At 34.2% G+C, this 25,621-nt stretch carries 31 protein-coding genes; 15 read left to right on the top strand and 16 right to left on the bottom strand.

Going from position 1 to position 25,621, the window contains the following annotated elements; genetic code table 11:
• Positions 1 to 735, bottom strand: a complete 735-nt coding sequence (locus B5X62_RS11590) for an SH3 domain-containing protein (RefSeq protein ID WP_079667589.1) — start codon at positions 733 to 735, stop codon at positions 1 to 3.
• Between the two features lie 108 nt (positions 736 to 843).
• Between B5X62_RS11590 and B5X62_RS11585 the strand changes: the two genes are divergently transcribed.
• Entirely contained in the window at positions 844 to 1,455 is a 612-nt protein-coding gene (locus tag B5X62_RS11585) for an ankyrin repeat domain-containing protein (RefSeq protein WP_079667588.1), read from the top strand.
• A gap of 8 nt (positions 1,456 to 1,463) precedes the next feature.
• Here B5X62_RS11585 and B5X62_RS11580 read toward each other — a convergent pair whose 3' ends face one another.
• The 7 genes from B5X62_RS11580 to B5X62_RS11550 are packed head-to-tail and all read right to left on the bottom strand — an operon-like array spanning position 1,464 to position 5,000.
• Complete coding sequence (locus tag B5X62_RS11580; RefSeq protein WP_079667587.1) at positions 1,464 to 1,862, bottom strand: hypothetical protein; 399 nt, start codon at positions 1,860 to 1,862, stop codon at positions 1,464 to 1,466.
• Between the two features lie 13 nt (positions 1,863 to 1,875).
• Positions 1,876 to 2,187 (bottom strand): hypothetical protein, encoded by a 312-nt coding sequence (locus B5X62_RS11575; RefSeq protein ID WP_079667586.1) that lies wholly within the window; start codon positions 2,185 to 2,187, stop codon positions 1,876 to 1,878.
• The gene (locus B5X62_RS11570; protein ID WP_079667585.1) at positions 2,184 to 2,591 is read right to left on the bottom strand and encodes a hypothetical protein; all 408 of its coding nucleotides are present in this window, start codon (positions 2,589 to 2,591) and stop codon (positions 2,184 to 2,186) included. The genes B5X62_RS11575 and B5X62_RS11570 overlap by 4 nt, the downstream gene beginning before the upstream one ends.
• A gap of 6 nt (positions 2,592 to 2,597) precedes the next feature.
• Positions 2,598 to 3,287 carry a hypothetical protein gene (locus tag B5X62_RS11565; RefSeq protein WP_144038371.1) on the bottom strand — a complete coding sequence of 230 codons (690 nt, stop codon included), beginning with the start codon at positions 3,285 to 3,287 and terminating at the stop codon, positions 2,598 to 2,600.
• Positions 3,284 to 3,718 carry a hypothetical protein gene (locus B5X62_RS11560; RefSeq protein ID WP_144038370.1) on the bottom strand — a complete coding sequence of 145 codons (435 nt, stop codon included), beginning with the start codon at positions 3,716 to 3,718 and terminating at the stop codon, positions 3,284 to 3,286. Before B5X62_RS11560 ends, B5X62_RS11565 begins: the two co-directional genes overlap by 4 nt.
• A 39-nt stretch (positions 3,719 to 3,757) precedes the next feature.
• Complete coding sequence (locus B5X62_RS11555) at positions 3,758 to 4,555, bottom strand: hypothetical protein (protein WP_079667582.1); 798 nt, start codon at positions 4,553 to 4,555, stop codon at positions 3,758 to 3,760.
• Positions 4,556 to 4,586: 31 nt separating this feature from the next.
• A complete protein-coding gene (locus tag B5X62_RS11550; RefSeq protein WP_144038369.1) occupies positions 4,587 to 5,000 on the bottom strand; it encodes a hypothetical protein in 414 nt (137 codons plus the stop codon).
• A 125-nt stretch (positions 5,001 to 5,125) separates the two neighbouring features.
• Between B5X62_RS11550 and B5X62_RS11545 the strand changes: the two genes are divergently transcribed.
• The 7 genes from B5X62_RS11545 (at position 5,126) to B5X62_RS11515 (ending at position 9,052) form a co-directional block, all read left to right on the top strand.
• Positions 5,126 to 5,464 carry a hypothetical protein gene (locus B5X62_RS11545; protein WP_144038368.1) on the top strand — a complete coding sequence of 113 codons (339 nt, stop codon included), beginning with the start codon at positions 5,126 to 5,128 and terminating at the stop codon, positions 5,462 to 5,464.
• Between the two features lie 53 nt (positions 5,465 to 5,517).
• Positions 5,518 to 5,901: a ribosomal maturation YjgA family protein gene (locus B5X62_RS11540; RefSeq protein ID WP_079667579.1), complete on the top strand. Its 384-nt coding sequence runs from the start codon at positions 5,518 to 5,520 to the stop codon at positions 5,899 to 5,901.
• Position 5,902: 1 nt separating this feature from the next.
• On the top strand, positions 5,903 to 6,985 hold the full coding sequence (locus tag B5X62_RS11535) for a DUF6688 domain-containing protein (protein ID WP_079667578.1): 1,083 nt from the start codon (positions 5,903 to 5,905) through the stop codon (positions 6,983 to 6,985).
• Positions 6,982 to 7,332 (top strand): hypothetical protein, encoded by a 351-nt coding sequence (locus tag B5X62_RS11530; protein WP_144038367.1) that lies wholly within the window; start codon positions 6,982 to 6,984, stop codon positions 7,330 to 7,332. Before B5X62_RS11535 ends, B5X62_RS11530 begins: the two co-directional genes overlap by 4 nt.
• A gap of 9 nt (positions 7,333 to 7,341) precedes the next feature.
• Positions 7,342 to 8,079: a PA3715 family protein gene (locus B5X62_RS11525; protein WP_144038366.1), complete on the top strand. Its 738-nt coding sequence runs from the start codon at positions 7,342 to 7,344 to the stop codon at positions 8,077 to 8,079.
• Positions 8,080 to 8,187: 108 nt separating this feature from the next.
• Positions 8,188 to 8,562, top strand: a complete 375-nt coding sequence (locus B5X62_RS11520; protein WP_079667575.1) for a hypothetical protein — start codon at positions 8,188 to 8,190, stop codon at positions 8,560 to 8,562.
• The gene (locus B5X62_RS11515; protein WP_079667574.1) at positions 8,552 to 9,052 is read left to right on the top strand and encodes a hypothetical protein; all 501 of its coding nucleotides are present in this window, start codon (positions 8,552 to 8,554) and stop codon (positions 9,050 to 9,052) included. The genes B5X62_RS11520 and B5X62_RS11515 overlap by 11 nt, the downstream gene beginning before the upstream one ends.
• 58 nt (positions 9,053 to 9,110) lie before the next feature.
• Here B5X62_RS11515 and B5X62_RS11510 read toward each other — a convergent pair whose 3' ends face one another.
• From B5X62_RS11510 to B5X62_RS11495, 4 genes are read right to left on the bottom strand one after another with little or no spacing between them, the layout of a single operon-like run.
• Positions 9,111 to 9,443 (bottom strand): bacteriophage spanin2 family protein, encoded by a 333-nt coding sequence (locus tag B5X62_RS11510; protein WP_079667573.1) that lies wholly within the window; start codon positions 9,441 to 9,443, stop codon positions 9,111 to 9,113.
• Between the two features lie 36 nt (positions 9,444 to 9,479).
• Positions 9,480 to 10,385, bottom strand: coding sequence for a YARHG domain-containing protein (locus B5X62_RS11505; RefSeq protein ID WP_079667572.1), 906 nt, complete (start codon positions 10,383 to 10,385; stop codon positions 9,480 to 9,482).
• Positions 10,382 to 11,026 (bottom strand): DUF2306 domain-containing protein, encoded by a 645-nt coding sequence (locus B5X62_RS11500; protein WP_079667571.1) that lies wholly within the window; start codon positions 11,024 to 11,026, stop codon positions 10,382 to 10,384. Before B5X62_RS11500 ends, B5X62_RS11505 begins: the two co-directional genes overlap by 4 nt.
• Position 11,027: 1 nt before the next feature.
• Positions 11,028 to 12,281, bottom strand: coding sequence for a BaiN/RdsA family NAD(P)/FAD-dependent oxidoreductase (locus B5X62_RS11495; protein ID WP_245797188.1), 1,254 nt, complete (start codon positions 12,279 to 12,281; stop codon positions 11,028 to 11,030).
• A gap of 186 nt (positions 12,282 to 12,467) precedes the next feature.
• Between B5X62_RS11495 and B5X62_RS11490 the strand changes: the two genes are divergently transcribed.
• Together B5X62_RS11490 and thiL are read left to right on the top strand one after the other, a co-directional pair.
• Positions 12,468 to 12,965, top strand: coding sequence for an acyl-CoA thioesterase (locus B5X62_RS11490; RefSeq protein ID WP_079667626.1), 498 nt, complete (start codon positions 12,468 to 12,470; stop codon positions 12,963 to 12,965).
• A 4-nt stretch (positions 12,966 to 12,969) separates the two neighbouring features.
• On the top strand, positions 12,970 to 14,025 hold the full coding sequence (gene thiL, locus B5X62_RS11485) for a thiamine-phosphate kinase (protein WP_079667569.1): 1,056 nt from the start codon (positions 12,970 to 12,972) through the stop codon (positions 14,023 to 14,025).
• 42 nt (positions 14,026 to 14,067) lie between these two features.
• On the opposite strand, the gene B5X62_RS11480 is transcribed toward thiL, so the two are convergent.
• Both B5X62_RS11480 and B5X62_RS11475 read right to left on the bottom strand, forming a co-directional pair.
• Positions 14,068 to 15,177: a glycosyltransferase gene (locus B5X62_RS11480; RefSeq protein WP_079667568.1), complete on the bottom strand. Its 1,110-nt coding sequence runs from the start codon at positions 15,175 to 15,177 to the stop codon at positions 14,068 to 14,070.
• Entirely contained in the window at positions 15,177 to 15,401 is a 225-nt protein-coding gene (locus tag B5X62_RS11475; RefSeq protein ID WP_079667567.1) for a uroporphyrinogen decarboxylase, read from the bottom strand. The genes B5X62_RS11480 and B5X62_RS11475 overlap by 1 nt, the downstream gene beginning before the upstream one ends.
• Positions 15,402 to 15,563: 162 nt before the next feature.
• Here B5X62_RS11475 and B5X62_RS11470 point away from each other — a divergent pair, with 162 nt between their 5' ends.
• Complete coding sequence (locus tag B5X62_RS11470; RefSeq protein WP_079667566.1) at positions 15,564 to 18,092, top strand: ATP-dependent Clp protease ATP-binding subunit; 2,529 nt, start codon at positions 15,564 to 15,566, stop codon at positions 18,090 to 18,092.
• Positions 18,093 to 18,162: 70 nt separating this feature from the next.
• Here B5X62_RS11470 and B5X62_RS11465 read toward each other — a convergent pair whose 3' ends face one another.
• Positions 18,163 to 18,966, bottom strand: a complete 804-nt coding sequence (locus B5X62_RS11465) for a M48 family metallopeptidase (protein ID WP_079667565.1) — start codon at positions 18,964 to 18,966, stop codon at positions 18,163 to 18,165.
• Between the two features lie 107 nt (positions 18,967 to 19,073).
• Between B5X62_RS11465 and B5X62_RS11460 the strand changes: the two genes are divergently transcribed.
• Positions 19,074 to 19,601, top strand: a complete 528-nt coding sequence (locus B5X62_RS11460) for a DUF4251 domain-containing protein (RefSeq protein WP_079667564.1) — start codon at positions 19,074 to 19,076, stop codon at positions 19,599 to 19,601.
• A 118-nt stretch (positions 19,602 to 19,719) separates the two neighbouring features.
• Here B5X62_RS11460 and B5X62_RS11455 read toward each other — a convergent pair whose 3' ends face one another.
• Entirely contained in the window at positions 19,720 to 20,226 is a 507-nt protein-coding gene (locus B5X62_RS11455) for a superoxide dismutase family protein (RefSeq protein WP_079667563.1), read from the bottom strand.
• 191 nt (positions 20,227 to 20,417) lie between these two features.
• On the opposite strand from B5X62_RS11455, the gene B5X62_RS11450 reads away from it, so the two are divergent.
• From B5X62_RS11450 to B5X62_RS11440, 3 genes are all read left to right on the top strand, one after another.
• Positions 20,418 to 22,628, top strand: a complete 2,211-nt coding sequence (locus B5X62_RS11450; protein ID WP_245797187.1) for a TonB-dependent receptor — start codon at positions 20,418 to 20,420, stop codon at positions 22,626 to 22,628.
• Between the two features lie 105 nt (positions 22,629 to 22,733).
• Positions 22,734 to 23,381, top strand: coding sequence for a hypothetical protein (locus B5X62_RS11445; RefSeq protein WP_079667562.1), 648 nt, complete (start codon positions 22,734 to 22,736; stop codon positions 23,379 to 23,381).
• A 96-nt stretch (positions 23,382 to 23,477) separates the two neighbouring features.
• Positions 23,478 to 25,598: a prolyl oligopeptidase family serine peptidase gene (locus B5X62_RS11440; protein WP_079667561.1), complete on the top strand. Its 2,121-nt coding sequence runs from the start codon at positions 23,478 to 23,480 to the stop codon at positions 25,596 to 25,598.
• Positions 25,599 to 25,621 lie beyond the last annotated feature (23 nt).

The following is a 25,621-nucleotide window of genomic DNA, read 5'->3' as shown; positions in this document are numbered from 1 at the left end:
CTAAAACGTGGAAATCAACTGCTGAACGGCTTTTCCGTCAACTATTTTCCAAACACTTTCGTAAGCGCCTGCGCCATCACTGTTTTGTGAATAAAAGAAATAAGTGCGATCGTCCAGCTTCGAAACGCCGATGTAATTCGTGTTTATAGCAAACTGAAACATATTTTTGATGGCTTCTTTGGGAAACGGAATTTTAACTTTGTTATACGTTACAATCACTTTGTCTAACTCATTCATTTCAGGAAGAATATCACCGTCGATTCCCCAAGGTCTTGCGTCGTCAATTTTTGAAATAAAATGACCATCGCTTTTCGTTATTTTATGTTTTTTAATATTAAATTCTTTTATAGTCATTTCTAAACTAAAATTTTCGTCGAAGAAAATATAGCCATTTTTGATTTCTTTAACCGATAGATTTTTTAGCTGATCCAAGAATTTGACTTTACTCTTGTGTAGGTAGCCTTCTTTAACTTTGTTGTAAAAACGTTCGAAATCCTTTTTTTGTTCTTTTGGATCGGCATACGAAATCTGATACCAATCTGGATCAGAATTTTCGTTCAAAACATAAAACATTTGTCCATCAACAAGCTTATCAATTATTTTTCCCTTTTCAGAAGCGCGAACATTGGTATAATGATCGGAATCGTTGATAACTGCTGTGAATGATTTGATCTGCGCAAAAATATTGGCGTTGCAAAGTAACAGTACGACAAGATTCAGTAGGATATTTTTCATCTCAATAATTTCGAGTATATTTACTAAAACACAAAACTCATTTCTTAAATTTTAAGAAAACTAAACGCTTTTATTTTTAAATAAAATGCTTTTCAACAACACACAAATATGAAAAAAATAAACATTTTAATTATTTTTTGCTGTTTTTATGCACTTGGACAAGCGCAAATTTCGTCAGCAAAAAACCTCACAATGGTAGAACGAGGCTCCCTGATTAATGCTTTACATAAATTTAATAATAAAAAAGTCGCCCAAAGCAAAAGCCTAATGCTTTCGAATACAGCAACTGGAGGCGATCCGTGTTATTGGGTAAATTTTGCAATCGAGAATTATTATTTTGAACAATATTTAGGTTTAATTCAAAATACCTCTTGTCAAAATGACCTAGCACAACTTAATCTTGCAAGTGAAGAATATAATATTGAAGTTTTAGAATTCTTGCTAAAAAAAGGCACTGATCCAAATTTCGGTTTCGATGGGCTCTTACCTTTGCATCTTGCTATAATGCCGAGAATCGAAGGAACGCCCGCAGACGATAAAAATTACGTCATATTAAAAGCCAAACTAAAATCTAAAAAATACCTTGTCGAGATTATTAATATTTTTCTAAAATATAAAGCAAATCCGCTTCTTAAGGATAGATTTGGGAGTTCAGCTTTGGATTATGCGAGGCTTCTTGAGGATCGTGATATTGTAAATTTATTAAAAAATAAAGGCTAAAATTTAAATTAATTCCCTTTTATGAATTTTAAAATTTTGTCAAGATAAGTTTCGTTTGGGTTTTCGATAATATTCCCGCACACGAAACATTCAATTTGATTCTTTTTGTTAAAATTTGCCTTCAAATCTTCCCATTGATAATAGGATAATTTTTTGAATGCTGGCTTCGAATACACAACATCATAATCGAAAATTTTGTCTGACCCACATCTTTTACAGAAAGCATTTTGGGGGGTTGGTGTTTTTAGAAGTGTTTCGATTTTACCCAAAGGAATCTGTCTTTTTTCAAAAATAAAACTTGTTATTTCTTCCTTAGTTTGTGGTGTATATTGAACTAATCTGTACTTGTAGAAAAACGCCAATTCTCTGTCTGTAAAATCTTGCAAGTTGGATAAAATAGCACTCATTTTGATGAAAAAATTAAAGTCGACATTGTGTGGAAAGGTACAAGCTAGACGCTATAACACCATAATATGCCAAAATAGAAACCAATAGCCAAGCAATTTCCGCTGATATTTGCTTTTCTCGGTTTATGGAAACAATACTTTCGGAAATAAGTAAAATTATTGATCCTAAAACGGCAATTACTGAAACAATAAAAACACCTAAAATGATGTTTTCATAATACATCCACAGATAAAAATAGTTTTTGAAAAAAGAATGTTGAATCGCAAAAAGAATAATAAATGCGTACACCGAAAGTTGTATTTTAAATATTTTCGCTAGATTCATTGGATCTTTGTTTTATAGATTACAGAATCGCGATTAGACGTTTTCACTTTCAAAGAGTCGAAATATTGGCGATGCTCAAAGTTTTTATCGAAATCCACTACATATTTTTTTATCAGTTCTAAACTATCTTTTGAATGATCTTCGGCAAATAATTCGAGGTCGAAATTTTGTTTTTTAGTGATTTTTCCTGATTTTAAGTCACGAAAATACCAAAGCGTATCCACGACATTTCCTGTTTGCATTTCTAATGAATATTTTGCATTCAGATCAGAAATTAGATTACTTGTTTTTACCGAAGGTCTGTATATAGGCATACGTTTCATTCCCCAAATAAAAGGATTTAGGTAAATAAGCATCGGAAAAAGTACGGCTGCTATAGGCAGAAACGTTATAATTTTTTTCATTTTTATTTATTTAAATAACATCGTAGAACTGGTTCTAAAATCGGAAAGTGTATCTTTTTGGTGATAAAACAATTGACTTTCAACAAAAGCAGAATCAACAGTTATTCTATAAAAATTTTTATTGATCAGAAAGTGATAGGTTTTAGATGTCCTTGGCGAAAGCTTGTCAAGCTCTTTTTCGTCTTGTGTTAAAAGTTTTGATTTTAAATAACTAAATGATCCCAAATATTTATAAATGATATTTTTGCTTTTAAAATAAGTTTCTAAATCCTGAAGATTTCGTGGTTTATTAAGGTCTTTTTTGGAATAGTTTGGACCATAAAAACTCTGAAAGTAGTTTCTATAAATAATTTCTTTATTCTTTTCAAAATAAACGATTGATTTTTGATTAAGTTTTTTATAAAAGTCCTCTCTGCTTTCGGAATGTCTAAACCGAAACCCAAAAATTGGTATTGGCGCAACTAATGAATCTTCTCGCTTCATCGGAGGAACATTGGTATAAATTATTGGCCTAAATGAATCTTGTTTTGCGAGCTGATTATCTCGTAAATAATAAGGAAACTCATATTCATAATAATTTTTTTTATCAAAAGTTTGTTCTTCGATGATACTGGGAAAACCTTTCTTTTTTTCACAAGAATAAAAGAATAAAGAAATGATAAAGACTAAAATAACTTTTACGAAAGTTTTCATCATTCAACTTTTTTAATCGATTTTTTATTTCTAAAATGAATACTTAAAAGACAAACAAAGGTCATTATCACAATCGGAACAAAGGCCAAACTTGTGGTAATATTAATTTCTTCAAGGAAGAGATAAGTGCTCCACGAGGATTCTCGCTCCACAAACATCGTGTAGTCGAAATAATACCAGAGCGCCATTAAAAACAGTCCAGCAATACAATTTTTAAGATAAATATTATTCAGCTTAAAAATCAAAAGAAACAAGACTGTGCAAAAAAGACTAATCACCAACGACATTAAAAGTGTATCTTCAAAAAAAGAACACGTCATACAAGCACTAGACATTCGGTCAATCAAACTTGGCATCGACCAATAAAACTGGATAAAACTGCAAATGAATAATGGTAAAAAATAATTTAAAAACTTGTGAATTCTTTTTTTCATCTAATTGTTTAAAATGTTTTTATCATAAATTTTATCTTATCAAAGTTTTTTCAATTGTAAAAAAAACAAATCGGATTTTAGAACTTTAAAATTTCCGTTAAGATCTTTGTAAGACGTGTTGAAAGTCATCACCGAATCTTTTGCTAAATTCCAAGTTCCGAAATAGCGCAACGAATCGTCTTCCTTGTCTCGAATCATATATTTGGTAAGAACATCGATTTTTAGATTTTTATCCTGAATTTGCAGTTTTATTTCTCGAGAACCAACATCTTTTGGAAACACTTTTTTTAAAGAATCTGTTTTAGCATAATCGCTTGTGAATTGGTCATACAAACTGTATAATTCACTACTTCTCACTGTCAAATTTCTATTTTCAAGCTTTTGGCTAACCAAATACATCGTGTCTTTTGATTTGGTGAAACTCAGTTTCCAATTGTCTTTAAAAATCTGGTTGACATCCACTGTTTCTCCTTTTTTTCTTAGAAAAATATCGCCCAAATTCCATTTTGTATCTTTTTGCAATCCACCTCCATATTTATGAAAAGCCTCAAAACAATCCTCATCGTAGCCACTTTTTTTGATTTCAAAGCTAACCATCATTGGTGGCGCTTCCATCGCAAAAATTTCGGTTAAAAAGAAAGCATTATATGTTTTTGTGGATAAATGAAATTGGCCATTTGCATCAGTTTTGGTTTCTCCAACGATGCAATTTTCAATAGGTTTTCCGTTGTAATCTAGGAGTCGACCTGTAATTTCGGGTCGACCTAATCTTTTTATACACGAACTTAAAATCAATGATAAAAGAAAAAAGTAAAAGCTTTTGCGGATGAAATTCATTTTGAATAATATTACAAATGTGAGTTTGGGTTTATTCTTGGATCGAATACATTTTATTAACAATGTTCTTCCAAATCAAATTATCTGCATTTACAATTTTATACACCTTGTCCGCAGTTTCAATTTTTAACGCCGTATCTGTCCCATCAACAGGCAAATTGCTTTTCCCGTTTTTAAGGCTTATAACTTTTTGAAAATCAGAATCATTCATTAAATCCGAAATTTTAATTTTTGAATTTAAGATTTTAGAAGATGTATTTCTTAAAGAATCTGTCGCTACATTTGTCGCAAAAAAAATAGAGTCTTTAGTAACTTTAATCGAGTCGACATAGCCCATATCACCACCGTAAGTACTAACAGAAATAGATTTTATTTCCATATTTTGTGCTGTTGATGTACAACTAATTATAACGATGAAAAGGCTAAGAAATAATAAATTTTTCATTTGATTGTTGTTTCGGCGTTTAATAAAGTTAAGAATTTTCTTGAATTCGAATAATTATTAATCATAATTCTAAAATTTGTAATTTCCTTTTCTACAAAACACCAATATTTTTGATGATGAAAAAAATGCGGATTCTATTTTTCTTGTGTGTAATTCCAATATCGATTTTTGGTCAGAAAGACTTAGAATCATCTTTGATTTCGAGCCTTTTAAATTATGAACACAGTAAAAAAAATTATAGTAACAACGATAAGGAAGAAAAAAAAGCGCTACAAATTTTCACTTCTATTTTGGAAAAAGCCATCACAACTGGCGAGATAAAAAAATACGATAACTTCAAACAAAATGTTGACACATTAAACTACAAATTAACTTCATATATTTCTGAAAATAAAGACATTAAGCTCTATCAGCTAAGTAACAAGTCTATGTATCATTGGAATTATTTACAGTTTGCAAGTTGATCCAAATGATGAAAACATGAAACTGAGAAAATTAAAAATGAAGAAAAACTAGTATGAAATTAACATTCAATTTTAAAAACCTCATTATTGCGGCTATTATTTTCGTTATCGAGTTTTTAATTGCCACCACTTTTAAAGATATCGTCTTCGTAAGATCTTATCTAGGCGATGTTCTTGTCGTGATGTTGATGTATTATTTTGTGAAAGCTTTTGTAGAAGTTGAAAATACCAAATTGATTATTGCGTTGGTAATTTTTTCTTGCGTTATTGAGTTTTTGCAATACTTTCATTTTGCAGAAGTTATCGGTTTTAAAGACAATAAAATAGCGATGATTGTCCTCGGCAACTCCTTTAGTTGGATCGATATTCTGTGTTATTTGGCTGGTGGGTTAATTCTGTATTTAATTGAAGTTTTAGCAAAATCAAAATCCCGTTAGTATGGCAGGAATTTTAGTTTTAGCAATAATTATTCTGGCCGTTGTTATTTTCTTTTTTTCAACAATTGAAATAAAAGGGAAAAGAATTTCGGTTGGCAGCATCACATTTTTATCGGGCTACTTTCTGTCGTTAGTTGTCTTCGCTTTTGGTTTGATGACGCATGCTGAAGATTATAATATTGCGATTGATCCTATTGATTCTTGCTACATTCCGTTCGGAGGAAAACATATTTTTAGTATGCTTTTTTACTTTATCATTTTTAATATTTCCGCATTTCTTATTTGGAAAAAGGGACGAAATCTTCCACCTTTAACTTTAGTTTTAAGCTTAATAATTTTAATAATTGGTGCGATGATTAGCTTTGCTGTTTTAATACAAATCGGATCACACAATACGGAAAGCCTTGGTTCTTATAAAGGAGATAATGCTAACTTTTTTTTCCTTTGGACGCCATTATTTAGCTTGTTTATAGCGATTTATTTATGGATTAAAATTCTAAATGAAGAAAAAAACATATCGCAAAACCGAACTTACAAAAACAAATTTCTCAACAATTGCAATCGGTTTTTATCTCAAAAATATGACGTTACAATTTGGGCTTGGATTTTCCTGCTTCCAGTATTTATCGTACTTACATTAATTTTGATGTTGTTTGGACAAGATTATAACTCGCTAATTAAAGTTTTTACAGACACCACAACTTGGACGTTTTCGCAACAAACGCATCCTCCAATTTTGGATCACACAGGACATTATCTGTGCACGGTTGCGGCAAAAGGAAATCCAAATCTGGTGAAACCTTTATACATCGGCAAGCGTCATTCTCGACCAATTATTGTCAATCGTCAGTTGCAAATTGCTAATGCTTTCGAAGAAATGTTGCAGGATTTCTCGCCAAAAACTCTTCGATTTATCCGAGGAAATTATGACAAATATGGTTATAATTTATCCCAAAAAATCAACTCCGAATTGGGTTCTAACCTTACTTATATTTTGATGAAACCTTTGGAACTTATATTCCTAATTTCTTTATATCTTTTGGAAACGAAACCTGAACAAAAAATTTCTAAACAATACCGATGAGTCCATTATTAAAATCTTTCCTGAAACGATTATTGCTAATTGTCTTCCCGATGGTTGCTTTATATTTCTATGCACAGATGGATTTTGAAGCTAATAGCCGTCGCGAACATCGTACCGATGCTGGACTCGGAATTGCATTTCTTGCGACTGGACTTTTGCTGGTTTTGTTTCTGGTCTTTCTTGTTGATATCATTAAAAAAATCCGAATCAAAAACTATAAAATTGTAAAAATTGATGCCGTTTTTCTTTTGATTTTATCAACACCAATCGCGTATCTCATTTGTCAAATCACAAGCCGAAATTGCTTTTGTACAAGTATTATTAAAATCGGAGATACGCTATTTTAAAATTTAAAAATGATGAAAAAATTAATCTTACTTTTTGTTTTATTTACCTTAACTCAAACTGTTTTTGGGCAAGAAAAAAAATCTGTTTTGCTAACAAAAGCTTTGCAGCAACTTAATCTAAAAGAATCTCAAATTAACCTGAATCTTTTCACCGAAAAAGTTTTGCCCAACAATAAAGCGCAAAGTGTTCTTCTGATTCCAAAATATAAAACCAACGAGCAAGACGAATACGGAAATTATTTTTTAGTGATGGATGCCATCGTCCTGGTTGTTGACAACGCCTCTGGAAAAATTCTTTATCGAAACATAGAACCAGAAGCTTGGGTTTCTGATGCGATGATTATGGAAGGCCTCGTTATCGACACTGGATTGTATATTCTTGCGGATCAAAAAAGAGCTTTTGGTGTTCGTGTTAGTACACATAATACGAGCGGACCCAATCCTTTTGCGTTAGAAGAACTAAAACTATATCTCGTTGATAATAAAAAACTTAACAGAATAACAGACAACATTACAGTCTATCGAAATTCTGGCGATTGGGATACGAAATGTAACGGCGAATTTTCGACAGAAGTTACGAGTATCGAAATTGACAACAAAAATAAAAGTAATGGTTTGAATAATCTAAAAGTGAAAACTAGCATTAAAAAAGAAATCAGCACTTTGATAAAAGGCGATTGCAAAACAAAAATTGTTGACACTAAAGAAAATGTGGTATTAAAATATAATGGAGAAGCATATAAATAAAACTTAAAGAATAAAATTTTGAAACGACTTTATCTTTATCTATTGTCCAATTTTTTTGTGCTTGTTATTCTTAGCTTGCTAATCTCACAGGTATTAATACGTTTATACATGGACGACGCAGACAATTCGGAAGGAAAATTCGTGCAATTTTTAATGTTTATTGTTGCCGTTTTATCAATGCACGCAAGTATCTTTTTGAGTCTTTCGAGTATAAGTATTTTTCTAAATTTAATTCCTGCGGTTCGAAAAAATTGGATATTATCTTTTGTAAGTTTTTGCGGAATTTCCTTAGGCTATTTAGTCTATCTTTTTTGTGACAATCTTAGTGATGCTTTTTCTAATATAAGTGACTTTATTAAAGCGACAAAACCTTATTTAATCATGCTTGCAACGCAATTTGTTTTGACTTTTATAAGCTTTATTATTTTTAGAAAACGATTTAAAAATATGGAAACTTCAAAATTAACTACCAATGACGATTGATATTTTACATACTTTTTCTGACATTATTTTTGGTTTAAAACCTTTAGTCAACGACTCTTGGCGCAATGAAGAAGATTTTATAATTACACTTATTTTATTCGGCGCATTTGTGTTTTTACTATTGTTAATTTTAGGTGTTGTTATTGGACTTTTGTTTATCGTCATTGTCATTGGTTTGGTGAGCGCTGGTATTATTTCGACATCGGTTTTGGTGGGATTTCAGCAACGATCTGTCAGCAAAGGATTTAAAACATTTTTCATAGTTTCATCCATATTCGGCAGTACAATCGTTTCAGTAATTGCATTTTTGTTCATTAATATGGTTTACAAATGGGGACAAAAAGACATCTCTATTGTCGCAGGAATCCTTTGTGGGATTGGATTTGGGTGGTTTATCGGATTTTTGATGTACAAAGCTTCACACAAAATAATCTTATTTCTCCAACGAAAATACAAACTCATCACCAACAAAAAAGAACTTGATATATAAAACAAAAAACTCCCAAAATTTCGGGAGTTTTAATATTTTTAAAAAGATATAGCAACTATTAAATCGGAATAAAAATTACCGCTGCAACCGCTGCAACTGCGATAATCACGCTCATCAAATAATCTGTCTTTTTGATTTCTCTAACTTCGCTTCTTAAGACTTCTTTTTGTTCGCCGTTATTAAGTTTTCCGTAGATTTTATCGGCATCAACTTTTAGAACTTCCATTTTTATCGTTTGTGCATCGTTAGTTCTAATCGTGTATTTTTTATACAATTCCAAAGTGTTGTCATGCAATGGTTTTTGCACATCTACAACTCTCGTTTGACACGATGCTAACAATAGCAAAGAGAAAATCCCAAGGATTCCTAAATATTTTGAGAATAACTTCATTTTAAATTTTTTTCAAAAATAATAAAATAGTCTTACTTATCGACCAAAGCTGTCATAATTATCTTCCGCATATTTTATCATGCGACTAAGAAGCGCAACATTTTCTTTCTCCATCGGCGATAGATCGTTATCCACGTTATTAGAAACAGGAATATACCAATCTTGATAATCGAAAAATTGTCTATACGTTTCTTTTTTAAATGAATAACCATGACGTGCAAACACTGCATTTTTGATAATTTCCATGTCAAGTTTTTTCATGTTTTTAAGATCTTTTTCTTCTAGTTTTTGCTTAGACGCATTTATTTTGAAAATCGCATCAGACGCATAACGTTGTTGTTCAACATCATAAGTTTGTGTTTTTCCATTTTCGTCTTCATAGCTGCCTTTTCCTTTTTTAGTTGTTGTCCAATCCACAATATCCGAGTGGTCACGATCCAACATAAAATTAGGATTATAAGCAAAATCCTTTTTCAACAATCGAACAATTTTTTCAGGGAACTTAACTTTTTCTCTATTAAAAACTTTCCAATCGCCAACCAAACTATCTTTTCTGAGACCTATTGTAAAACGTCCATCTGTTTTATCATCACCAGGTTCGTCTAGGATAAATTTTTGCGTATTTTCATTATAAATTCCACGAAAAGGACGTTGGTTGCCATTAACAACACTGTAACCATATACGCTATCTTTTGTAATTCTGTTAATCTTAACCGATAGTTTTTTGATCATGTAATTGTCCTCCACATTATCAGCATTAGGATTATATACAGTCTCGAAATCTCCTGTGTAAACCCCATACAACTCTTTATGAAACTCCGGTTCTACAACAGCAACAACAGAATCTTTTTTGGCTTCGTCTTTTTTAACTTCAGTGTCTTTTTTACAAGAACTTAATCCAAAGGAAAGCACAGCTAAACCGATAATTAAATTAGTTTTCATAGTTTTATTTTTTTCTTTCTTTTTATTAAATATTCTACCAATAAGACATTAGGAATCCATCCTAACCAAGCAATGATTTGGTAAACGTCCATTGGATTGGGATGGAATAAATATACTAAAATTACTTTCCACAATCGTAAAGTTACTGCCGAAAAACACAAGGCATAACTTCGCCACATCCAATGTCGGTGCGCTTGGATATTTCGATTTCTTATTTCTTGATAAGCTTTGTAAGTTGTATAAAACCAAAGAATTCCGAGGATGATAAACGAAATTTTCGAGAAGATTCCACCATTCGCAAAAAAGCCCATGTAGATACCTGATGTTGATGAAAATACCAAAGTTAAAATCACATAGATTCTGCCCGAAAAACGATGCAGTATTTTTAAACTTTTATTAAAAAATAAAGCCACAAATCCAGCAATCAACACAAAAATACTAGTGTAGACATGGGTATGAAAAATCGTTAAATATTCTGGTCGCGTCTCAACTTCGGTTTGTTTAATTGCTAAAAAATTAGCCATCGAATTGTAAGGAATGTACAATAATGTTATCCGCAACATCAACACAAAAAAATAGATAAAACCGAGCAAAATTGCGGCCTTAAAAATCTTGTGCTGAATGTTTTGCTTGATTAACATATTATCTCATATTAAGTTCTTGCGCGATGAGCCAAGCTTCGCTCCAACAAGCTTGGAAGTTAAATCCGCCTGTTATCGCATCGATATTCAGAACTTCGCCAGCCAAAAATAAATTCGGGACCACTTTGCTTGCCATGGTTTTGAAATTAATTTCTTTGAGGTCAACGCCACCAGCGGTTACAAACTCATCTTTGAAGGTACTTTTGCCGTCCACCTGCAATTTCATTTCGCAAAGATTTCCAGCTAAAATTTGCATTTCTTTTTTGCTGATATTCGAAATCTGCTTTTCAGAATCTATTTTTGAATAAGCTAACAGGCTGTTCCAAAATCGATTGGTAACATTATAGATTTTACTTTGTCCAATGGTCTTTTTCGGATTATTTTCTTTAAAATTAATAAAATCCTCCTCCGCTTCTTGTATCGATTTAGAAATAAAATTAACCAAAATCTCAAATTTATAATTTTCGCCCGCCAACAATCTTGCTCCCCAAGCTGACAATTTGAGAACCGCAGGTCCACTAAGTCCCCAATGTGTTATTAACAAAGGACCGCTTTCTTCTAGTTTTAATTTTGGGATGCTGACTTCTGCCCATTCGAAGCTGGTGCCTGGATGTTCGGCCAGCAAAGGATTTTTAATATTAAACGTAAATAAGGATGGCACCAAACTCACGATTTTGTGACCTAGACTTTCGGCCAACTTTAGAGATTTTGGTGCACTTCCGGTTGTGAAAACAACATAATCTGCCATGAAATTCCCAGACTTTGTTTCGATTAAAAACTGGTCTTCGGTTTTAGAAATTTGGCTTACTGTTGCTTGGGTAATGACCTCAACATTTTTGTTTTTGGTTTCGGTTTGTAAAGCATTGATGATGCTTTGCGATTGGTTGCTCTCGGGAAAAATACGATTGTCATTTTCGATTTTTAAAGATACGCCTCGGCTCTCAAACCACTCCATTGTGTCGCCTGGCTGAAATTTGCTAAAAACACTGCGCAATTCTTTTTCGCCGCGTGGATAGAACTTCACCAAATCTTGCGGATCAAAACAAGCGTGCGTCACGTTACAACGTCCTCCTCCAGAAATTTTTACTTTTTGGAGAACGTCTTTGTTTTGTTCTAAAATTTTGATTTGATATTTATTTTCGTCCAGATTGGCAGCGCAGAAAAAGCCTGCAGCGCCGCCTCCGATGATTACAACTTGCTTCATCAACCTTATGCTATAGATTTTAGTTTCAAAAGTACGATTTTTATAAACCATCTTTATTGACTAATTTTGAATCTTTGAATTTTTGCAATAGGGATGGAAGCGGCATCCTTTTTCCGGAGTGAGGTGGCGGAGCGTAGCGGAGCCAACCGAGCGGAGGGAAAAGATATAGCGAACAGCCCGACCCGAGCGGCTGCCAAAAGCTTTGGCGAGGGTATTGCCCAAAATAATAAACAAAACATGGAAAAATATTTTTATAAATTCGATGTAAGATGGAGCGACATCGATGCGAACCGTCACCTTGCCAACTCGTCGTACATGGCGTATTGTGCGCAAGCGAGAATGGCTTTTATGAATAAGGAAAAAATGGGATTGGCGCAGCTTAATCGTTGGGGAATTGGTCCTGTAATTTTGCACGAAAGATTTTCGTTTTTTAAAGAAATCTATGCCGATCAAGTGGTATATGTTAGTGTTGAAATTGCTGGAAACTCGGAGGATGCGTCGATCTATCAATTTGTACATAACTTCTATTTGCCAGATGGTACGCATTGCGCGATTGCCGAAGCAACGGGCGTTTGGATAGATATGATGTTGAGAAAAACGACAACGCCTCCAGATGATATTATTTTGGCTTTGGATAAATATAAAACGCCTGACACAAAGATTATGACGAGAGAAGACATTAAGAATCTGCCTTTCCGTCCAGCGAATATCGATCCCGAAATTTTTAGCATTTAAGATTATGTTTGAAGATAAATCACAAGAATTGACACCCATCTCCAAACTTGGAGAATTTGGTTTGATAAAGCATCTTACGGAGCATTTTCCGTTAGAGAATTCGACGTCGGAATTGGGTGTTGGCGACGATGCTGCCATCATAAATCCTGATGGAAAAAAAGTGGTGGTTACAACGGATGTTTTGGCAGAAGGTGTGCATTTCAACTTGGGCTATGTTCCGCTAAAACATTTGGGTTATAAAGCGGTTGTGGTTAACCTTAGCGACGTTGCTGCGATGAATGCTGTACCAACACAGATTTTAGTTTCGTTGGCAGTTTCTAACCGTTTTCCTGTGGAAGCTTTGGAAGAATTGTATGCCGGAATTCAGTTGGCTTGCAAGCATTACAAAGTAGACTTAATTGGCGGAGACACAACGAGTTCCAACGCTGGTTTGGTGATGAGCATCACGGCAATTGGACTCGAAAATGAAGACGAAATTGTTAAAAGAAGCGGTGCAAAACCCAATGATCTTTTGGTAGTTTCTGGTGATTTGGGTGGCGCTTATTTGGGACTTCAGATCTTGGAAAGAGAGCATTCGGTTTTCTTGTCAAACCCAAATATGCAACCAGAAATGGAAGGTTACGACTACATCCTCGAACGTCAACTAAAACCTGAAGCAAGAACTGATGTTAAAAACACTTTGAAGGAGTTAGGCATCAAACCTACGTCTATGATTGATATTTCGGACGGTTTGGCGTCAGAAGTTCTTCATCTTTCGGACCAGTCCAAAGTTGGTTTCCGCGTTTATGAAGAGAAGATTCCTTTGGATAATTTAACGATGAGCACAGCCGAAGAATTGAATTTAAATCCTGCAATGGCAGCGCTTAACGGTGGTGAAGATTACGAATTGTTATTCACGATCGCACCAGAAGATTTTGATAAAATTGTTGGACATCCAGATTTTAGCATTATCGGTCACGCTACTGAATTAAATGATGGCAATCACCTTATCGCACGAGGTTCTAACCAAATGATTCCGCTTACAGCGCAAGGTTGGGATGCTTTCCTGAATAAAGAGTAGTTTTCTTCTCGAAAATTTGAAATATAAAAAAGCAAAAAGATCTCAATTGAGGTCTTTTTTATGTTTTTCGATGGCGTTTTTTACAACGTCAATTATTTTTAATTCTTCATTTTCCCAACAAAGTTCTTCGGCAGCTTTATCAAGATTGTCTTTGTAGAAAACTTTTCCGTTGTTGAGGACAATATTAATTTTTTCAGCAAGATGTTTTGGATCATGTGAAGTAATGGTCTCCCCGACTCCAAATCCTGTTGCAATCCTTTTTAATTCAGGGAAATCCGAAACAACAACAGGCACTTTTGCTTGGACATAATCTGAAATTTTGTTGGGTAAAGAGTAATAATAACTGAGTCCTTTATTTTCTTCGATACTAAGTCCTACATCAGCAGTTGGTGTTATTTTTCGCAAATCCGCAGGATAAAGTTTCCCTAGAAATTCCACTTTATCTAGGACTTTATATTCTTCTGCAATAGCACGAAATTCGGCTTCCATTGGTCCGCCACCAGCAATTTTTAAAACGGCGTTATCAACATATTGCATGGCCATAATCGCTTTGTCAATTCCCCTCGAATAATTAAGCCAACCTTGATAAAGAATCATCTTTTTTAGCTCAGAATCAACTTGCTGAACATCTTGTTTTCGTGGAAGATTCCTAACAACTGTTGGTCGTTTGATGCGATATTCTTTTACAAACCAATCTGCATAAGAATCGCTAGCTGTTATCATATTTTCCAGTTTGTGAAAATAATTTTTTTCGATCCATTTCCAAAATTTCTGCGATGCTTTACCTTGTACAGAAGGCATTTCACTAAACATTTCGTGGCTATCAAAAATCAAAGGAATATTTAATTTTCTTGAAAGTTTAAAATTTGGAAGAATCGTTTCCAAATCATTGGAGTATAAAACGGAATTTTTGTCAGTTCTTTTCTTTAGCTCTTTATAAAGTTTGAACATAAATTCCGGATAAGCCAACTTCAAAGTCTTGGATTTCAACGGAATGCGCATTACAGGATAACTACGTTGCATATCTGGCGCGCCTCCCCAATCGTTGCCTATTAGCTCAACATCGTAACCATGATCAATAAGTGTTTGACAAGTTTTTTCGACACGTTGGTCGGTGTAAAGATTACTGAAAACACTTATTATAATTCGCATTAATTTGATTTTTTAATAAAAATATGATAGACTTGGACCAAAGCCAAAATCCCATTTGGAATGATAACTGGCCACAAAAGTCCATTGTAAATCCCATAAATAACGAAACAAACGCAACCGAAAAAATTAATGATCCTGATGCTTCTTACTTTGCTCGTCAAAAAGCTCCCAATGATAAATACAGAAGCTAAATAGCCAACGTATTCTACCCAATTATTGTTCATGATTTTTAGTTTCAACAAACTTACTGAAATTTAAAAATTCTAGAAAAAATAATGTCAGAAAGTCCATTTTTTTAGAATGGTAGCAAATTTGCAAAACAAAAAGTGTAAAATTCAATATTTTTTGTTGTAATTTTATTATAACTATTAACACGGAGATAAAAAATGGATTATAAATTTTCAGATGGTTTGAACCGCGTGTTCAAACAGAGTAAAAACGAAGCAAGGCGTCTCCAAAGCGAGTTTCTAAACACCGAACATTTTTTGTTAGGTATTATTAAAACAGAAAACTCTGCTAAAGAAATCCTTGAAGGTCTTAACGCAGACCTAACACAAATCCGAAGAAAAATCGAAACACTGAGCACAGCAAATAGCAATCCGTTTGTTAGCAATATGGGAAGTATCTCGCTGACCAAAATGGCTGATCAATCGGTGAAGCGCTCTGAGCTTGAGTGTAGACAATATCAGTCTTCGGAAATTAATACGGTGCATTTGTTATTGGGTATTCTTTATAAACAAGAAGATCCGACTTCACATATTTTGCAGGCTTACGATATTGACTATGAGCGTGTGCAATCTGAGTATCAAAAAATGTTGAAAAACACAGATCAGTTACCTCAAAATAGTGCTTACGACGACGATGACGAGAGAGAAGATTTTTCTCAAATGAAAAAACCAACTGGTAATCTAGGAACTGGCAAAAGCAAAACGCCAACATTAGACAATTTTGGTAGAGATTTGACGGCTTTGGCTAAAGATGATAAGCTTGATCCTGTTATCGGTAGAGAAAAAGAAATCGAAAGAGTATCGCAAATTCTTTCTCGTAGAAAGAAAAACAACCCACTTCTTATCGGTGAGCCTGGTGTTGGTAAATCTGCAATTGCAGAAGGTCTAGCACTTAGAATTCATCAGAAAAAAGTATCGCGTGTCCTTTTTGGAAAACGTGTTATTACTTTAGATTTGGCGAGTTTGGTTGCTGGGACTAAATATCGTGGACAGTTCGAAGAACGTATGAAAGCGATAATGACAGAGCTGGAGAAAAACCGCGACGTTATCTTATTCATCGACGAATTGCATACTATTGTTGGTGCGGGAAGTTCTACAGGAAGTTTGGATGCTTCTAATATGTTCAAACCAGCATTGGCGCGTGGCGAAATCCAAGTAATTGGGGCGACGACTTTGGACGAATATCGACAATATATCGAGAAAGATGGTGCTTTAGAAAGACGTTTCCAAAAAGTTATGGTAGAGCCAACTTCTATCGAGGAAACAATCCAAATTTTGCATCAAATTAAAGATAAATACGAAGAGCATCACAATGTACATTATAGTGACGAAGCGATTAATGCTTGTGTTAATTTGACGGCGCGTTATATTACAGACCGTTTTTTACCAGATAAAGCGATTGACGCGATGGACGAAGCAGGATCTCGTGTTTATATTAAAAACATGAAAGTTCCGACTGAGATAATCGATTTCGAAAATAAAATTGAGGAAGTTAAAGAGCACAAGCAACAAGCGGTTAAAAAGCAAGACTATCTTGAAGCTCGAAAACTGAAAGATGAAGAAGAACGTTTACAAATCGAACTTAATCTTGCTCAAGAAAGCTGGGACAAAGATGTAAAAGAGAAAAAAGAAGAAGTTACTGAGGAAAATGTTGCCGAAGTTGTATCGATGATGAGCGGCGTTCCTGTTACCAAAGTTGGCAAAAACGAACTGGACAAACTTTCTGCGATGGATGACAAACTTAATGGTAAAGTTATCGGTCAAGAAGAAGCTGTTAAAAAAGTGGTTAAAGCCATCCAACGTAACAGAGCTGGACTTAAAGATCCTAATAGACCAATCGGAACCTTTATTTTCTTAGGAACAACAGGTGTTGGTAAAACCGAATTGGCCAAAGTTATGGCGCGCGAATTATTCGACTCTGATGATGCTTTGATCCGCATCGATATGAGTGAATATATGGAGAAATTCGCGGTCTCTAGATTGGTTGGTGCGCCTCCAGGATATGTTGGTTACGAAGAAGGTGGACAATTGACGGAAGCTGTTAGACGTAAGCCTTATGCAGTCGTTCTTTTAGATGAAATCGAAAAAGCGCATCCTGATGTGTTCAATATTTTATTACAAATCTTGGATGAAGGTCATGTTACCGATAGTTTGGGCAGAAAAATTGATTTCCGAAACACGATTATCATTTTAACATCTAACATTGGTACTAGAGATCTTAAAGACTTTGGTGATGGTGTAGGATTTGGTACTTCTGCAAAGAAAACAACCAGCGATGCTCGTGCAAGAGGAACCATCGAAAATGCTTTGAAGAAAGCCTTTGCACCAGAATTCTTGAACCGTATTGATGACATTATTATCTTCAACTCGCTTGAGAAAGATGACATCAAGAAAATTATCGATCTTGAACTTAACAAATTGTATTCTAGAATCGAAAAATTAGGTTACAAAGTACAATTAACAGATGAAGCGCGTGACTTTATTGCCGAAAAAGGTTGGGATAAAGACTTTGGAGCACGTCCATTAAAACGTGCAATCCAAAAGTACATCGAAGATCTTTTAGCTGAAATGTTAGTTAACAAACAAATGAAAGAAGGACAATTGGTAACGCTTAAACTTAATGATGCTAAAGATGCATTGGAAAGTGAAGCACCAAAAAAGGAGCGTAAAAAAGAAAGCGCTGAATAATATTATTTCATATCAAATGAAAACGGGCACTCAAATTTGAGTGCCCGTTTTTTATTTTAAATTTTAAAATTTATTTTCCGCCTGCAGCTTTGTAATATTCTAAAGCTTGAGGCATTGCTTCATTAATATCCGCAATTCTACTCGATGGATTTGGGTGAGTTGACAAGAATTGAGGTACTGCACTTCCTTTAGAAGAAGCTTCCATTCTTTCCCAGAAAGCTGGTGCTGTTCTTGGATCGTAACCAGCCATCCCCATAAGATATAATCCCATTTTATCAGCTTCTAGCTCTTGTTTTCTACCATAAGCTAATAATCCTACTTGTGCCCCAATTGGATAAACTTGCTGGAAAATACTCGCCCACTGTGCGTTGTTGATAGAACTTCCCAAAATAGAACCACCATATTGTGCTAGCATAGCTTGAGAAATACGTTCGTTACCATGTCCAGCCAAAGCATGAGAGATTTCGTGTCCCATAACAACAGCTAAACCATTATCATCCTTAGTAACAGGAAGAATCCCAGTATAGACTGCAACTTTACCACCTGGCATACACCAAGCATTAAGTTGAGAATCTTGCAAAAGGTTAAACTCCCAATTATAATTTGCCAAGTCAGATTGTCGACCAATGCTTGTATAGTATTTTTCTGCTGCTTGTTTTATACGGTTTCCTACATTTTTTACACGGTTAGCATCCGCTGTACCAGTAATAACTTTTGCTTTTGACAAAGTCGTTTTGTATTCTTGAGAGGCCATTGTAGCGATCTCAGAATTGTTTGCTATTTGTAACGAAGAACGTCCTGTTACGGGATTCGTTACACAGGCCATCAATGACATTGATATTGCGCCTAGTCCTAATATTTTTGTTACTTTCATAGTTTAGGATTTTATAAATATTTTCCAATTAACAATTATTATTCCAAATATCTGAAATCAAATCCTAATTAGCATTAATTTTGCTGTATTCTCAACAAAAGTTAATTATGAAAAAGTTTAATTTAATTATATTTTGTCTCGCTTTATTATCATTAAGTTCGTGTTCTACGCAAAACTATATGGAAACCACAGCGGTAAATTCAGCCGTCGAAAAAGCAGAATTTACATTTAATGCTAAATCAGCTTTGCCTACCAATTTGGATGTCATTAATGTTATGAATTCTATTCCTGGCGCGACTTCATCAAGAGTTACAAATTTGGACAGTGGTTATGGATTTGATTTAAAATCGGACAAACTAGAAGTGACACTTCCCTATTTTGGAAGATTATACAACGCAAGTTATGGCGATCTTAATAAGAATTCTTTCAGATTCGAATCTAAAGATTTCCGAGTTTCAAAAACGCAAAATAAAAAAGGAAATTGGGTGGTAACAATTAATGTCAACGACCAATCGAATACACCAACATTTATTTTAGAAGTATTCAAAAACGGAAGCGCATTTTTATCCATCAACGCTAACGACAGACAACCAATTAGTTACGATGGATACATTTCTAATTTAAATACAAAATAAGTTCTAATCAAATCAACTAGAAATAAAATTCTGTATCAAAAATTATTTAATAATATTTTTTGATACAGAATTTTAATAGAATAAGTAAGGTCAATCAACATTATTACTTTGACCAAATCTATTTTATCTCAACACAAGCCACTCTTCCGCCTGCATTGCCTGTTGGTTGCGTATGGAAATCATCTTTATCAGCATGAATAATGATCGCTTTACCGATGATATTTTTACTTTCATCGCTACATCCTATACACCATTTATCAGTTTTAAACTCCAATTGTGCCGTTCCGTTGGCATCAGCTTTTAGGTTTCCGATATCACCCATGTGGAAGTGTTCAGTTTCCCATTTTCCATGTTGTGCGCCAGCAGGATTCCAGTGTCCACCAGTCGAAGTCCCATCAGTCGCAGAGCAATCAGCCTTCTCGTGAAGATGGATAGCGTGTTCTCCAGGTTTTAAATTATAGACATTAAGCTTCATGGTGACTTCCTTCCCTTTTTGTGAAAAGTCTACATATCCTTGCGTATTAGTACCACTTTTTGGATAGATTGTGTAGTGTTTATTTTGCGTAGAACAAGACGTTACTGCAACAGCAGCGCCCAAAACACCGAGTAAAAATATAGGTTTCATAATCTTAAGATTTATATTATTTTTTGATTTTACAAAATATAAGCCAATCAGTTTGTTTACGATTAAGGCTTGTGATAACAACAAAATTACTACAATTTACCATTCACTCTTGTTATTTTACCGTTCAGAAAAAATTAATTTTAATAAACGATTTTGGTATTTAATTTTGAGCCAGAAATAAACAACAAACTATGACTTCCAATTTTGCATTAAGAACAATGATTTTAGCTTGTACAAGCGTTGCAGCGTTTTCGTTTGCTCAGGTTAACATATCTGGAAAAGTGCTTTACAAAAACAAACCCGTTAAAGATGTTAATGTTAGCTTAAAAGATTCTTATGATGGCGCAACAACTGATTCCGAAGGTAATTACAAATTTCAGACCGATGAAAAAGGTGCTAAAATTTTGGTTTTTACACATCCGAAATATGAAAATTCTGAACAAAGTATTAATGTAGAATCAAATGATATTACAATTAATACAAATCTAAAAGAAAGTCTTAGCGAAATAGATGCGGTGGTGATTACTGCAGGAAGCATCGAAGCGAGTGATAAAAAGCGTGCTACTGCTCTACTGACGCCGCTTGACATCTATACAACTGCAGGAGCCGATGGACAAGTTACTGCAGCTTTGGGCTATCTACCAGGTGTGCAAAAAGTCGGTGAATCCGAAGGACTTTTTGTTCGCGGTGGTACATCTGGCGAAACTAAAATCTTTATAGATGGGACTTTGGTGAATAATTATTTCTCGCAATCGACGCCAGGATTATCGGGGCGAGACCGCTTTAACACGTCATTATTCAAAGGGAATATTTTTTCTAGCGGTGGTTATTCTGCGCAATATGGACAAGCTTTATCTTCGGTTTTGTTGTTAGAAAGTGTGGATTTGCCGAGCACAACTTCTTATGATTTCTCGTTGTCGCCTTTGTTTGCTGGCGCAAATTATCAAAAATTAAATGAAGCTAAAACCGCTTCTTGGGGTGTTTCTGCCAATTACAGCAACCTTGCATTAATAAATGGCGTGTTTAATACCAACACAGATTTTAGTAAAAGTCCTAATGGTTTTGGATCGGATGCTAATTTTAGAATTAAAACTAAAAAAGGTGGTTTTATCAAATATTATGGCAATTTTCAGACAGGAAGTATGGGCGTTAATAATCTTAGTTTAGAACCAAATATTGATAAAAGTGAAGTTGATCTAAAATCTAATTACACCTTCCAAACTCTTTCCTACAAAGAAAAATTTGGAAAGTATAAACTTAATTTAAGCGCTTCTTACAGTTTTAATCAAAATAATTTAGATTTTACAAATGTTGAAAATGGCATTGCTTCGGATCCATTTGCAATCTATACAAAAGGAAATTATGTTAACGCAAAAGCCGTTGTAGAACGAAAAATTAGCAAAATAAGTGTTTTAAGAACAGGTATAGAATTTAATAATTCAATAGAAGATTCTCAGTTTGGGAGTTACAAAAAACATATTACCGATCTTATTTCTTCTGGCTTTGCAGAAACCAATTTAGCCTTTAACCGAAATTTTTCGTTGAGCCTTGGCGCAAGAGCTGAACATTCTAGCTATCTTGATAGATGGAACCTCGCACCAAGAGTTTCTATGGCTTATAAAATCTCTGATACTTGGGTATCGTCGTTGGCTTATGGTATATATTATCAAAATCCAGAAAGTAAATTTATAAACTCAAATGCGCGATTAGGTTTTCAAAAAGCCGATCACTACATTTTCCAACTTCAACATAATACAGATGGGCGAAGTCTTCGATTGGAAGCTTTCTACAAAGATTATTCTTATTTGATAAAAACTGCGGGAAGTACAAATTTCCAAACAGCGATTGACAACTCAGGAAATGGCTTTGCAAAAGGAATGGAGATATTCTGGAGAGATCGTAAATCCATCAAAGGTATTGACTATTGGTTGACTTATTCTTATCTAGATACTGAACGTAATTTCATGAATTTTCCAACGAGTTTAACACCAACTTTTGCTGCAAAACATACACTTTCGGCAGTCGCTAAAAAATTTGTCTTAAACTGGAAAACAGGATTTAACCTTTCTTACACATACGCTTCTGGTCGACCTTATTATGATTTGACGCAGGATTTTAACAGTAGTATAAGACATCAAGGTTATCTTAAAGATTACAATGCACTTAATTTTAGTGTTAATTATGTGCCAAGCATCGGGCGTACCGACAACAAAGCAAATACCGTTATTGTATTGGGTGTTAATAATATTTTAGGAACGAAAAATGTGTTTGGTTATAATTATTCACAAGACGGAATGCGTCGTAGTCCAGTTTTGCCAGCTTATGACACTTTTGTTTTTATTGGGGCATTTATAAGTTTTGGTGTTGACAAAACCAATGATGCTATTAACAATAACCTATAACGGTTCGGCATCAGAAATTGACCTTTCGGTAGAATTTATTTTAAATCAAATACTTTTTGAACTTAAATTTGATCCAAGAAATTAAAACAACAAACAATTTATATTATGAAAAACTTAATCTTAATCGCAGCATTTATTTTTATCGGAGTTAAATCTTTTGCGCAATCAGCTTATGATAAAATAATGACAGACAAAATATCTAAAGTTGAAACAACAATGAATCCTGACGATTTCACAGCTTTGGCTAACGACTTTGACAGAATCGGAACTAAAGAATCAAAACAATGGCTACCTTATTACTACGCAGCATTTTCGACCATCCAAAAAGGTAGATTATTAATGCGCGCAAACAAATTGTCAGAGTTGGATGCAGTTGCTGCGGAAGCTGATAAATATATTGCGAAAGCGGACGAACTTAGCCCAAATAATTCTGAAATTTATGTTCTTAAAAAAATGTCTGCAAGTTTAAAAATGATGGTTGATCCTATGTCAAGATTTATGACTTATGGACAAGAAGCGCAACAACATTTGGCAAAAGCTAAAGAGTTGGATGCTAATAACCCAAGAATTACCGTGCTAGAGGCAGAAGATACTTACTTCACACCTGAGCAATTTGGAGGTAGTAAAACGAAAGGAATTGAACTTTTCAAACAAGCAATTTCACAATTCGGGACTTACAAAATCAAAACACCTCTAGATCCTAACTGGGGAAAAATGGAAGCTGAATATTTTTTAAGTCAATCTGCTAAATAAAAAATATTAAATATTTCTAAAACTAAATCTTTCGGTTAAGCTGAAAGATTTTTTTATTTTGAAACTTTCTGTATTTTTGATAGAAATAAATATTATATGAAGTTAAGATATACTGTACTTAGTATCAGTTTGATGTTTTTTACCAATACTTATGCTCAGAAAATGAAATCAGGTTCTTACCCAAAAGCAGAAAAAGGAAGCCAAGTTGATAATTATTTTGGGACGCAAGTAGCTGATCCTTATCGCGATCTAGAAAATGATTCTCCAGCGACTAAAAAATGGGTTGACGAAGAGGTTGCTTATTCTCAAGATTATCTTTCGAAAATCCCTTATAGACAAGAGATTAAAGATCAATTAAAGAAGCTTTGGAACTACGAAAAAATCTCTGCGCCCTTCAAAGAAGGAGCTTATACTTATTTTTATAAGAATGATGGATTACAAGCGCAGTCTGTTCTTTATCGCAATAGCAGAAGATTAAAAACGGCAGAAGTTTTTCTTGACCCTAATAAATTTTCAGAGAAAGGAACGACGTCAATGTCAAATATTTCTTTTAATAAAAAAGGAAATTTAGCGGCATATTCTATCTCCGAAGGTGGTAGCGACTGGAACAAAATTATCATTATCGACACAGAAACCAAAAAACAAATCGATGATACTTTGGTCGATGTTAAGTTCAGCGGTATTGCATGGCAAGGTGATGAAGGCTTCTACTACTCTAGTTATGACAAGCCAAAAGAAGGCACTGTACTTTCTGGTATGACTGATAAACACAAGGTTTATTTCCACAAATTAGGAACAAAACAATCTGAAGACAAATTGATTTTTGGTGGCGAAAAAATGCCAAGAAGATATCTAGGAGCTAGCCTAACAGAAGATGAAAGATTCTTAGTTATTACAGCTGCTAATGCTACCAACGGCAATGAGTTGTACGTAAAAGATCTACAGAAAACTGGTGATTTTGTACAACTTGTAAAAGGTTTTGACATCAATGCAAGTGTTATTGATAACGATGGCGAAAATCTATTTATATACACAGATAAAGATGCGCCTAATGGTCGTTTGGTAAAGGCAAATATGGCAAATCCAACACCTGATAAATGGACTAATGTTATCCCAGAAACCGAAAATGTTTTAGGAATAACTTCTGGCGGTGGTTACTTCTTTGCAACCTACATGATTGATGCGATTGATCAGGTTAAACAATATGATAAAACTGGGAAATTAGTTAGAAATATCGAACTTCCAGGTAAAGGAAATATTGCTGGTTTTGGCGGAAAATCTAGTGATCAAGATGTTTATTTCACGTTTACAAATTATGTAACGCCATCTAGCGTGTATCGTTATAACATCGCTGCGGGGACTTCTCGTCAAACGCAACGTCCAATTGTGGATTTTCAGTCAGAGAATTTTGTGTCAGAGCAGGTTTTCTTCACATCAAAAGATGGAACCAAAATCCCGATGATGATCAACTATAAAAAAGGTTTGAAAATGGATGGCAAAAATCCTACAATCCTTTATTCTTATGGTGGATTTAATATTAGTTTGCAACCAGCATTTTCTGTGGTTAATGCCATCTGGATGGAAAACGGCGGTATTTATGCAGTACCAAATATCCGTGGCGGCGGCGAATATGGTAAAAAATGGCATGATGCAGGAACCAAACAACAAAAGAAAAACGTGTTTGAAGATTTTATCGCAGCAGGAGAATATCTACAATCCAAAGCTTATACATCAAAGGATTATATGGCGCTTTCTGGGCGATCTAACGGTGGTTTGTTAGTTGGTGCAACGATGACAATGCGTCCAGATCTTGCAAAAGTAGCCTTCCCTGGTGTTGGTGTTTTGGATATGTTGCGTTATAACAAATTCACTGCGGGAGCCGGTTGGTCTTACGATTACGGAACGGCTGAAGATTCTAAAGAAATGTTCGATTATCTAAAATCTTATTCGCCGGTTCACAATGTTAAAAAAGGCGTGTGCTACCCTTCTACGATGATCATTACAAGTGATCATGACGACAGAGTTGTGCCAGCACATTCGTTTAAATTTGGCGCAGAATTACAGGAAAAACAATCTTGTAAAAATCCAATTTTATTAAGAATTGAAAAAAATGCAGGTCACGGCGCAGGTCGTTCTACAGACCAAGTCATTGGTGAAAATGGTGATTTGTTATCATTTGCACTTTTTGAAATGGGTATTAAATCTTTAAAAAAATAAATTATTAAATAAAATTCCTCGAT

This window comes from Soonwooa buanensis (assembly GCF_900167905.1).
Classification (GTDB): Bacteria; Bacteroidota; Bacteroidia; order Flavobacteriales; family Weeksellaceae; genus Soonwooa; species Soonwooa buanensis.
The sequence above is the reverse complement of the archived record's forward strand: the minus strand, read 5'-3'. Positions and strand labels throughout refer to the sequence as shown.

Bases quoted from the DNA above. Each gene is read 5' to 3' on its own strand.
- B5X62_RS11590 (WP_079667589.1), bottom strand. From the start codon at position 735: ATGAAAAATATCCTACTGAATCTTGTCGTACTGTTACTTTGCAACGCC.
- B5X62_RS11585 (WP_079667588.1), top strand. From the start codon at position 844: ATGAAAAAAATAAACATTTTAATTATTTTTTGCTGTTTTTATGCACTT.
- B5X62_RS11580 (WP_079667587.1), bottom strand. From the start codon at position 1,862: ATGAGTGCTATTTTATCCAACTTGCAAGATTTTACAGACAGAGAATTG.
- B5X62_RS11575 (WP_079667586.1), bottom strand. From the start codon at position 2,187: ATGAATCTAGCGAAAATATTTAAAATACAACTTTCGGTGTACGCATTT.
- B5X62_RS11570 (WP_079667585.1), bottom strand. From the start codon at position 2,591: ATGAAAAAAATTATAACGTTTCTGCCTATAGCAGCCGTACTTTTTCCG.
- B5X62_RS11565 (WP_144038371.1), bottom strand. From the start codon at position 3,287: ATGATGAAAACTTTCGTAAAAGTTATTTTAGTCTTTATCATTTCTTTA.
- B5X62_RS11560 (WP_144038370.1), bottom strand. From the start codon at position 3,718: ATGAAAAAAAGAATTCACAAGTTTTTAAATTATTTTTTACCATTATTC.
- B5X62_RS11555 (WP_079667582.1), bottom strand. From the start codon at position 4,555: ATGAATTTCATCCGCAAAAGCTTTTACTTTTTTCTTTTATCATTGATT.
- B5X62_RS11550 (WP_144038369.1), bottom strand. From the start codon at position 5,000: ATGAAAAATTTATTATTTCTTAGCCTTTTCATCGTTATAATTAGTTGT.
- B5X62_RS11545 (WP_144038368.1), top strand. From the start codon at position 5,126: ATGCGGATTCTATTTTTCTTGTGTGTAATTCCAATATCGATTTTTGGT.
- B5X62_RS11540 (WP_079667579.1), top strand. From the start codon at position 5,518: ATGAAATTAACATTCAATTTTAAAAACCTCATTATTGCGGCTATTATT.
- B5X62_RS11535 (WP_079667578.1), top strand. From the start codon at position 5,903: ATGGCAGGAATTTTAGTTTTAGCAATAATTATTCTGGCCGTTGTTATT.
- B5X62_RS11530 (WP_144038367.1), top strand. From the start codon at position 6,982: ATGAGTCCATTATTAAAATCTTTCCTGAAACGATTATTGCTAATTGTC.
- B5X62_RS11525 (WP_144038366.1), top strand. From the start codon at position 7,342: ATGATGAAAAAATTAATCTTACTTTTTGTTTTATTTACCTTAACTCAA.
- B5X62_RS11520 (WP_079667575.1), top strand. From the start codon at position 8,188: ATGGACGACGCAGACAATTCGGAAGGAAAATTCGTGCAATTTTTAATG.
- B5X62_RS11515 (WP_079667574.1), top strand. From the start codon at position 8,552: ATGACGATTGATATTTTACATACTTTTTCTGACATTATTTTTGGTTTA.
- B5X62_RS11510 (WP_079667573.1), bottom strand. From the start codon at position 9,443: ATGAAGTTATTCTCAAAATATTTAGGAATCCTTGGGATTTTCTCTTTG.
- B5X62_RS11505 (WP_079667572.1), bottom strand. From the start codon at position 10,385: ATGAAAACTAATTTAATTATCGGTTTAGCTGTGCTTTCCTTTGGATTA.
- B5X62_RS11500 (WP_079667571.1), bottom strand. From the start codon at position 11,026: ATGTTAATCAAGCAAAACATTCAGCACAAGATTTTTAAGGCCGCAATT.
- B5X62_RS11495 (WP_245797188.1), bottom strand. From the start codon at position 12,281: ATGGTTTATAAAAATCGTACTTTTGAAACTAAAATCTATAGCATAAGG.
- B5X62_RS11490 (WP_079667626.1), top strand. From the start codon at position 12,468: ATGGAAAAATATTTTTATAAATTCGATGTAAGATGGAGCGACATCGAT.
- thiL (WP_079667569.1), top strand. From the start codon at position 12,970: ATGTTTGAAGATAAATCACAAGAATTGACACCCATCTCCAAACTTGGA.
- B5X62_RS11480 (WP_079667568.1), bottom strand. From the start codon at position 15,177: ATGCGAATTATAATAAGTGTTTTCAGTAATCTTTACACCGACCAACGT.
- B5X62_RS11475 (WP_079667567.1), bottom strand. From the start codon at position 15,401: ATGAACAATAATTGGGTAGAATACGTTGGCTATTTAGCTTCTGTATTT.
- B5X62_RS11470 (WP_079667566.1), top strand. From the start codon at position 15,564: ATGGATTATAAATTTTCAGATGGTTTGAACCGCGTGTTCAAACAGAGT.
- B5X62_RS11465 (WP_079667565.1), bottom strand. From the start codon at position 18,966: ATGAAAGTAACAAAAATATTAGGACTAGGCGCAATATCAATGTCATTG.
- B5X62_RS11460 (WP_079667564.1), top strand. From the start codon at position 19,074: ATGAAAAAGTTTAATTTAATTATATTTTGTCTCGCTTTATTATCATTA.
- B5X62_RS11455 (WP_079667563.1), bottom strand. From the start codon at position 20,226: ATGAAACCTATATTTTTACTCGGTGTTTTGGGCGCTGCTGTTGCAGTA.
- B5X62_RS11450 (WP_245797187.1), top strand. From the start codon at position 20,418: ATGACTTCCAATTTTGCATTAAGAACAATGATTTTAGCTTGTACAAGC.
- B5X62_RS11445 (WP_079667562.1), top strand. From the start codon at position 22,734: ATGAAAAACTTAATCTTAATCGCAGCATTTATTTTTATCGGAGTTAAA.
- B5X62_RS11440 (WP_079667561.1), top strand. From the start codon at position 23,478: ATGAAGTTAAGATATACTGTACTTAGTATCAGTTTGATGTTTTTTACC.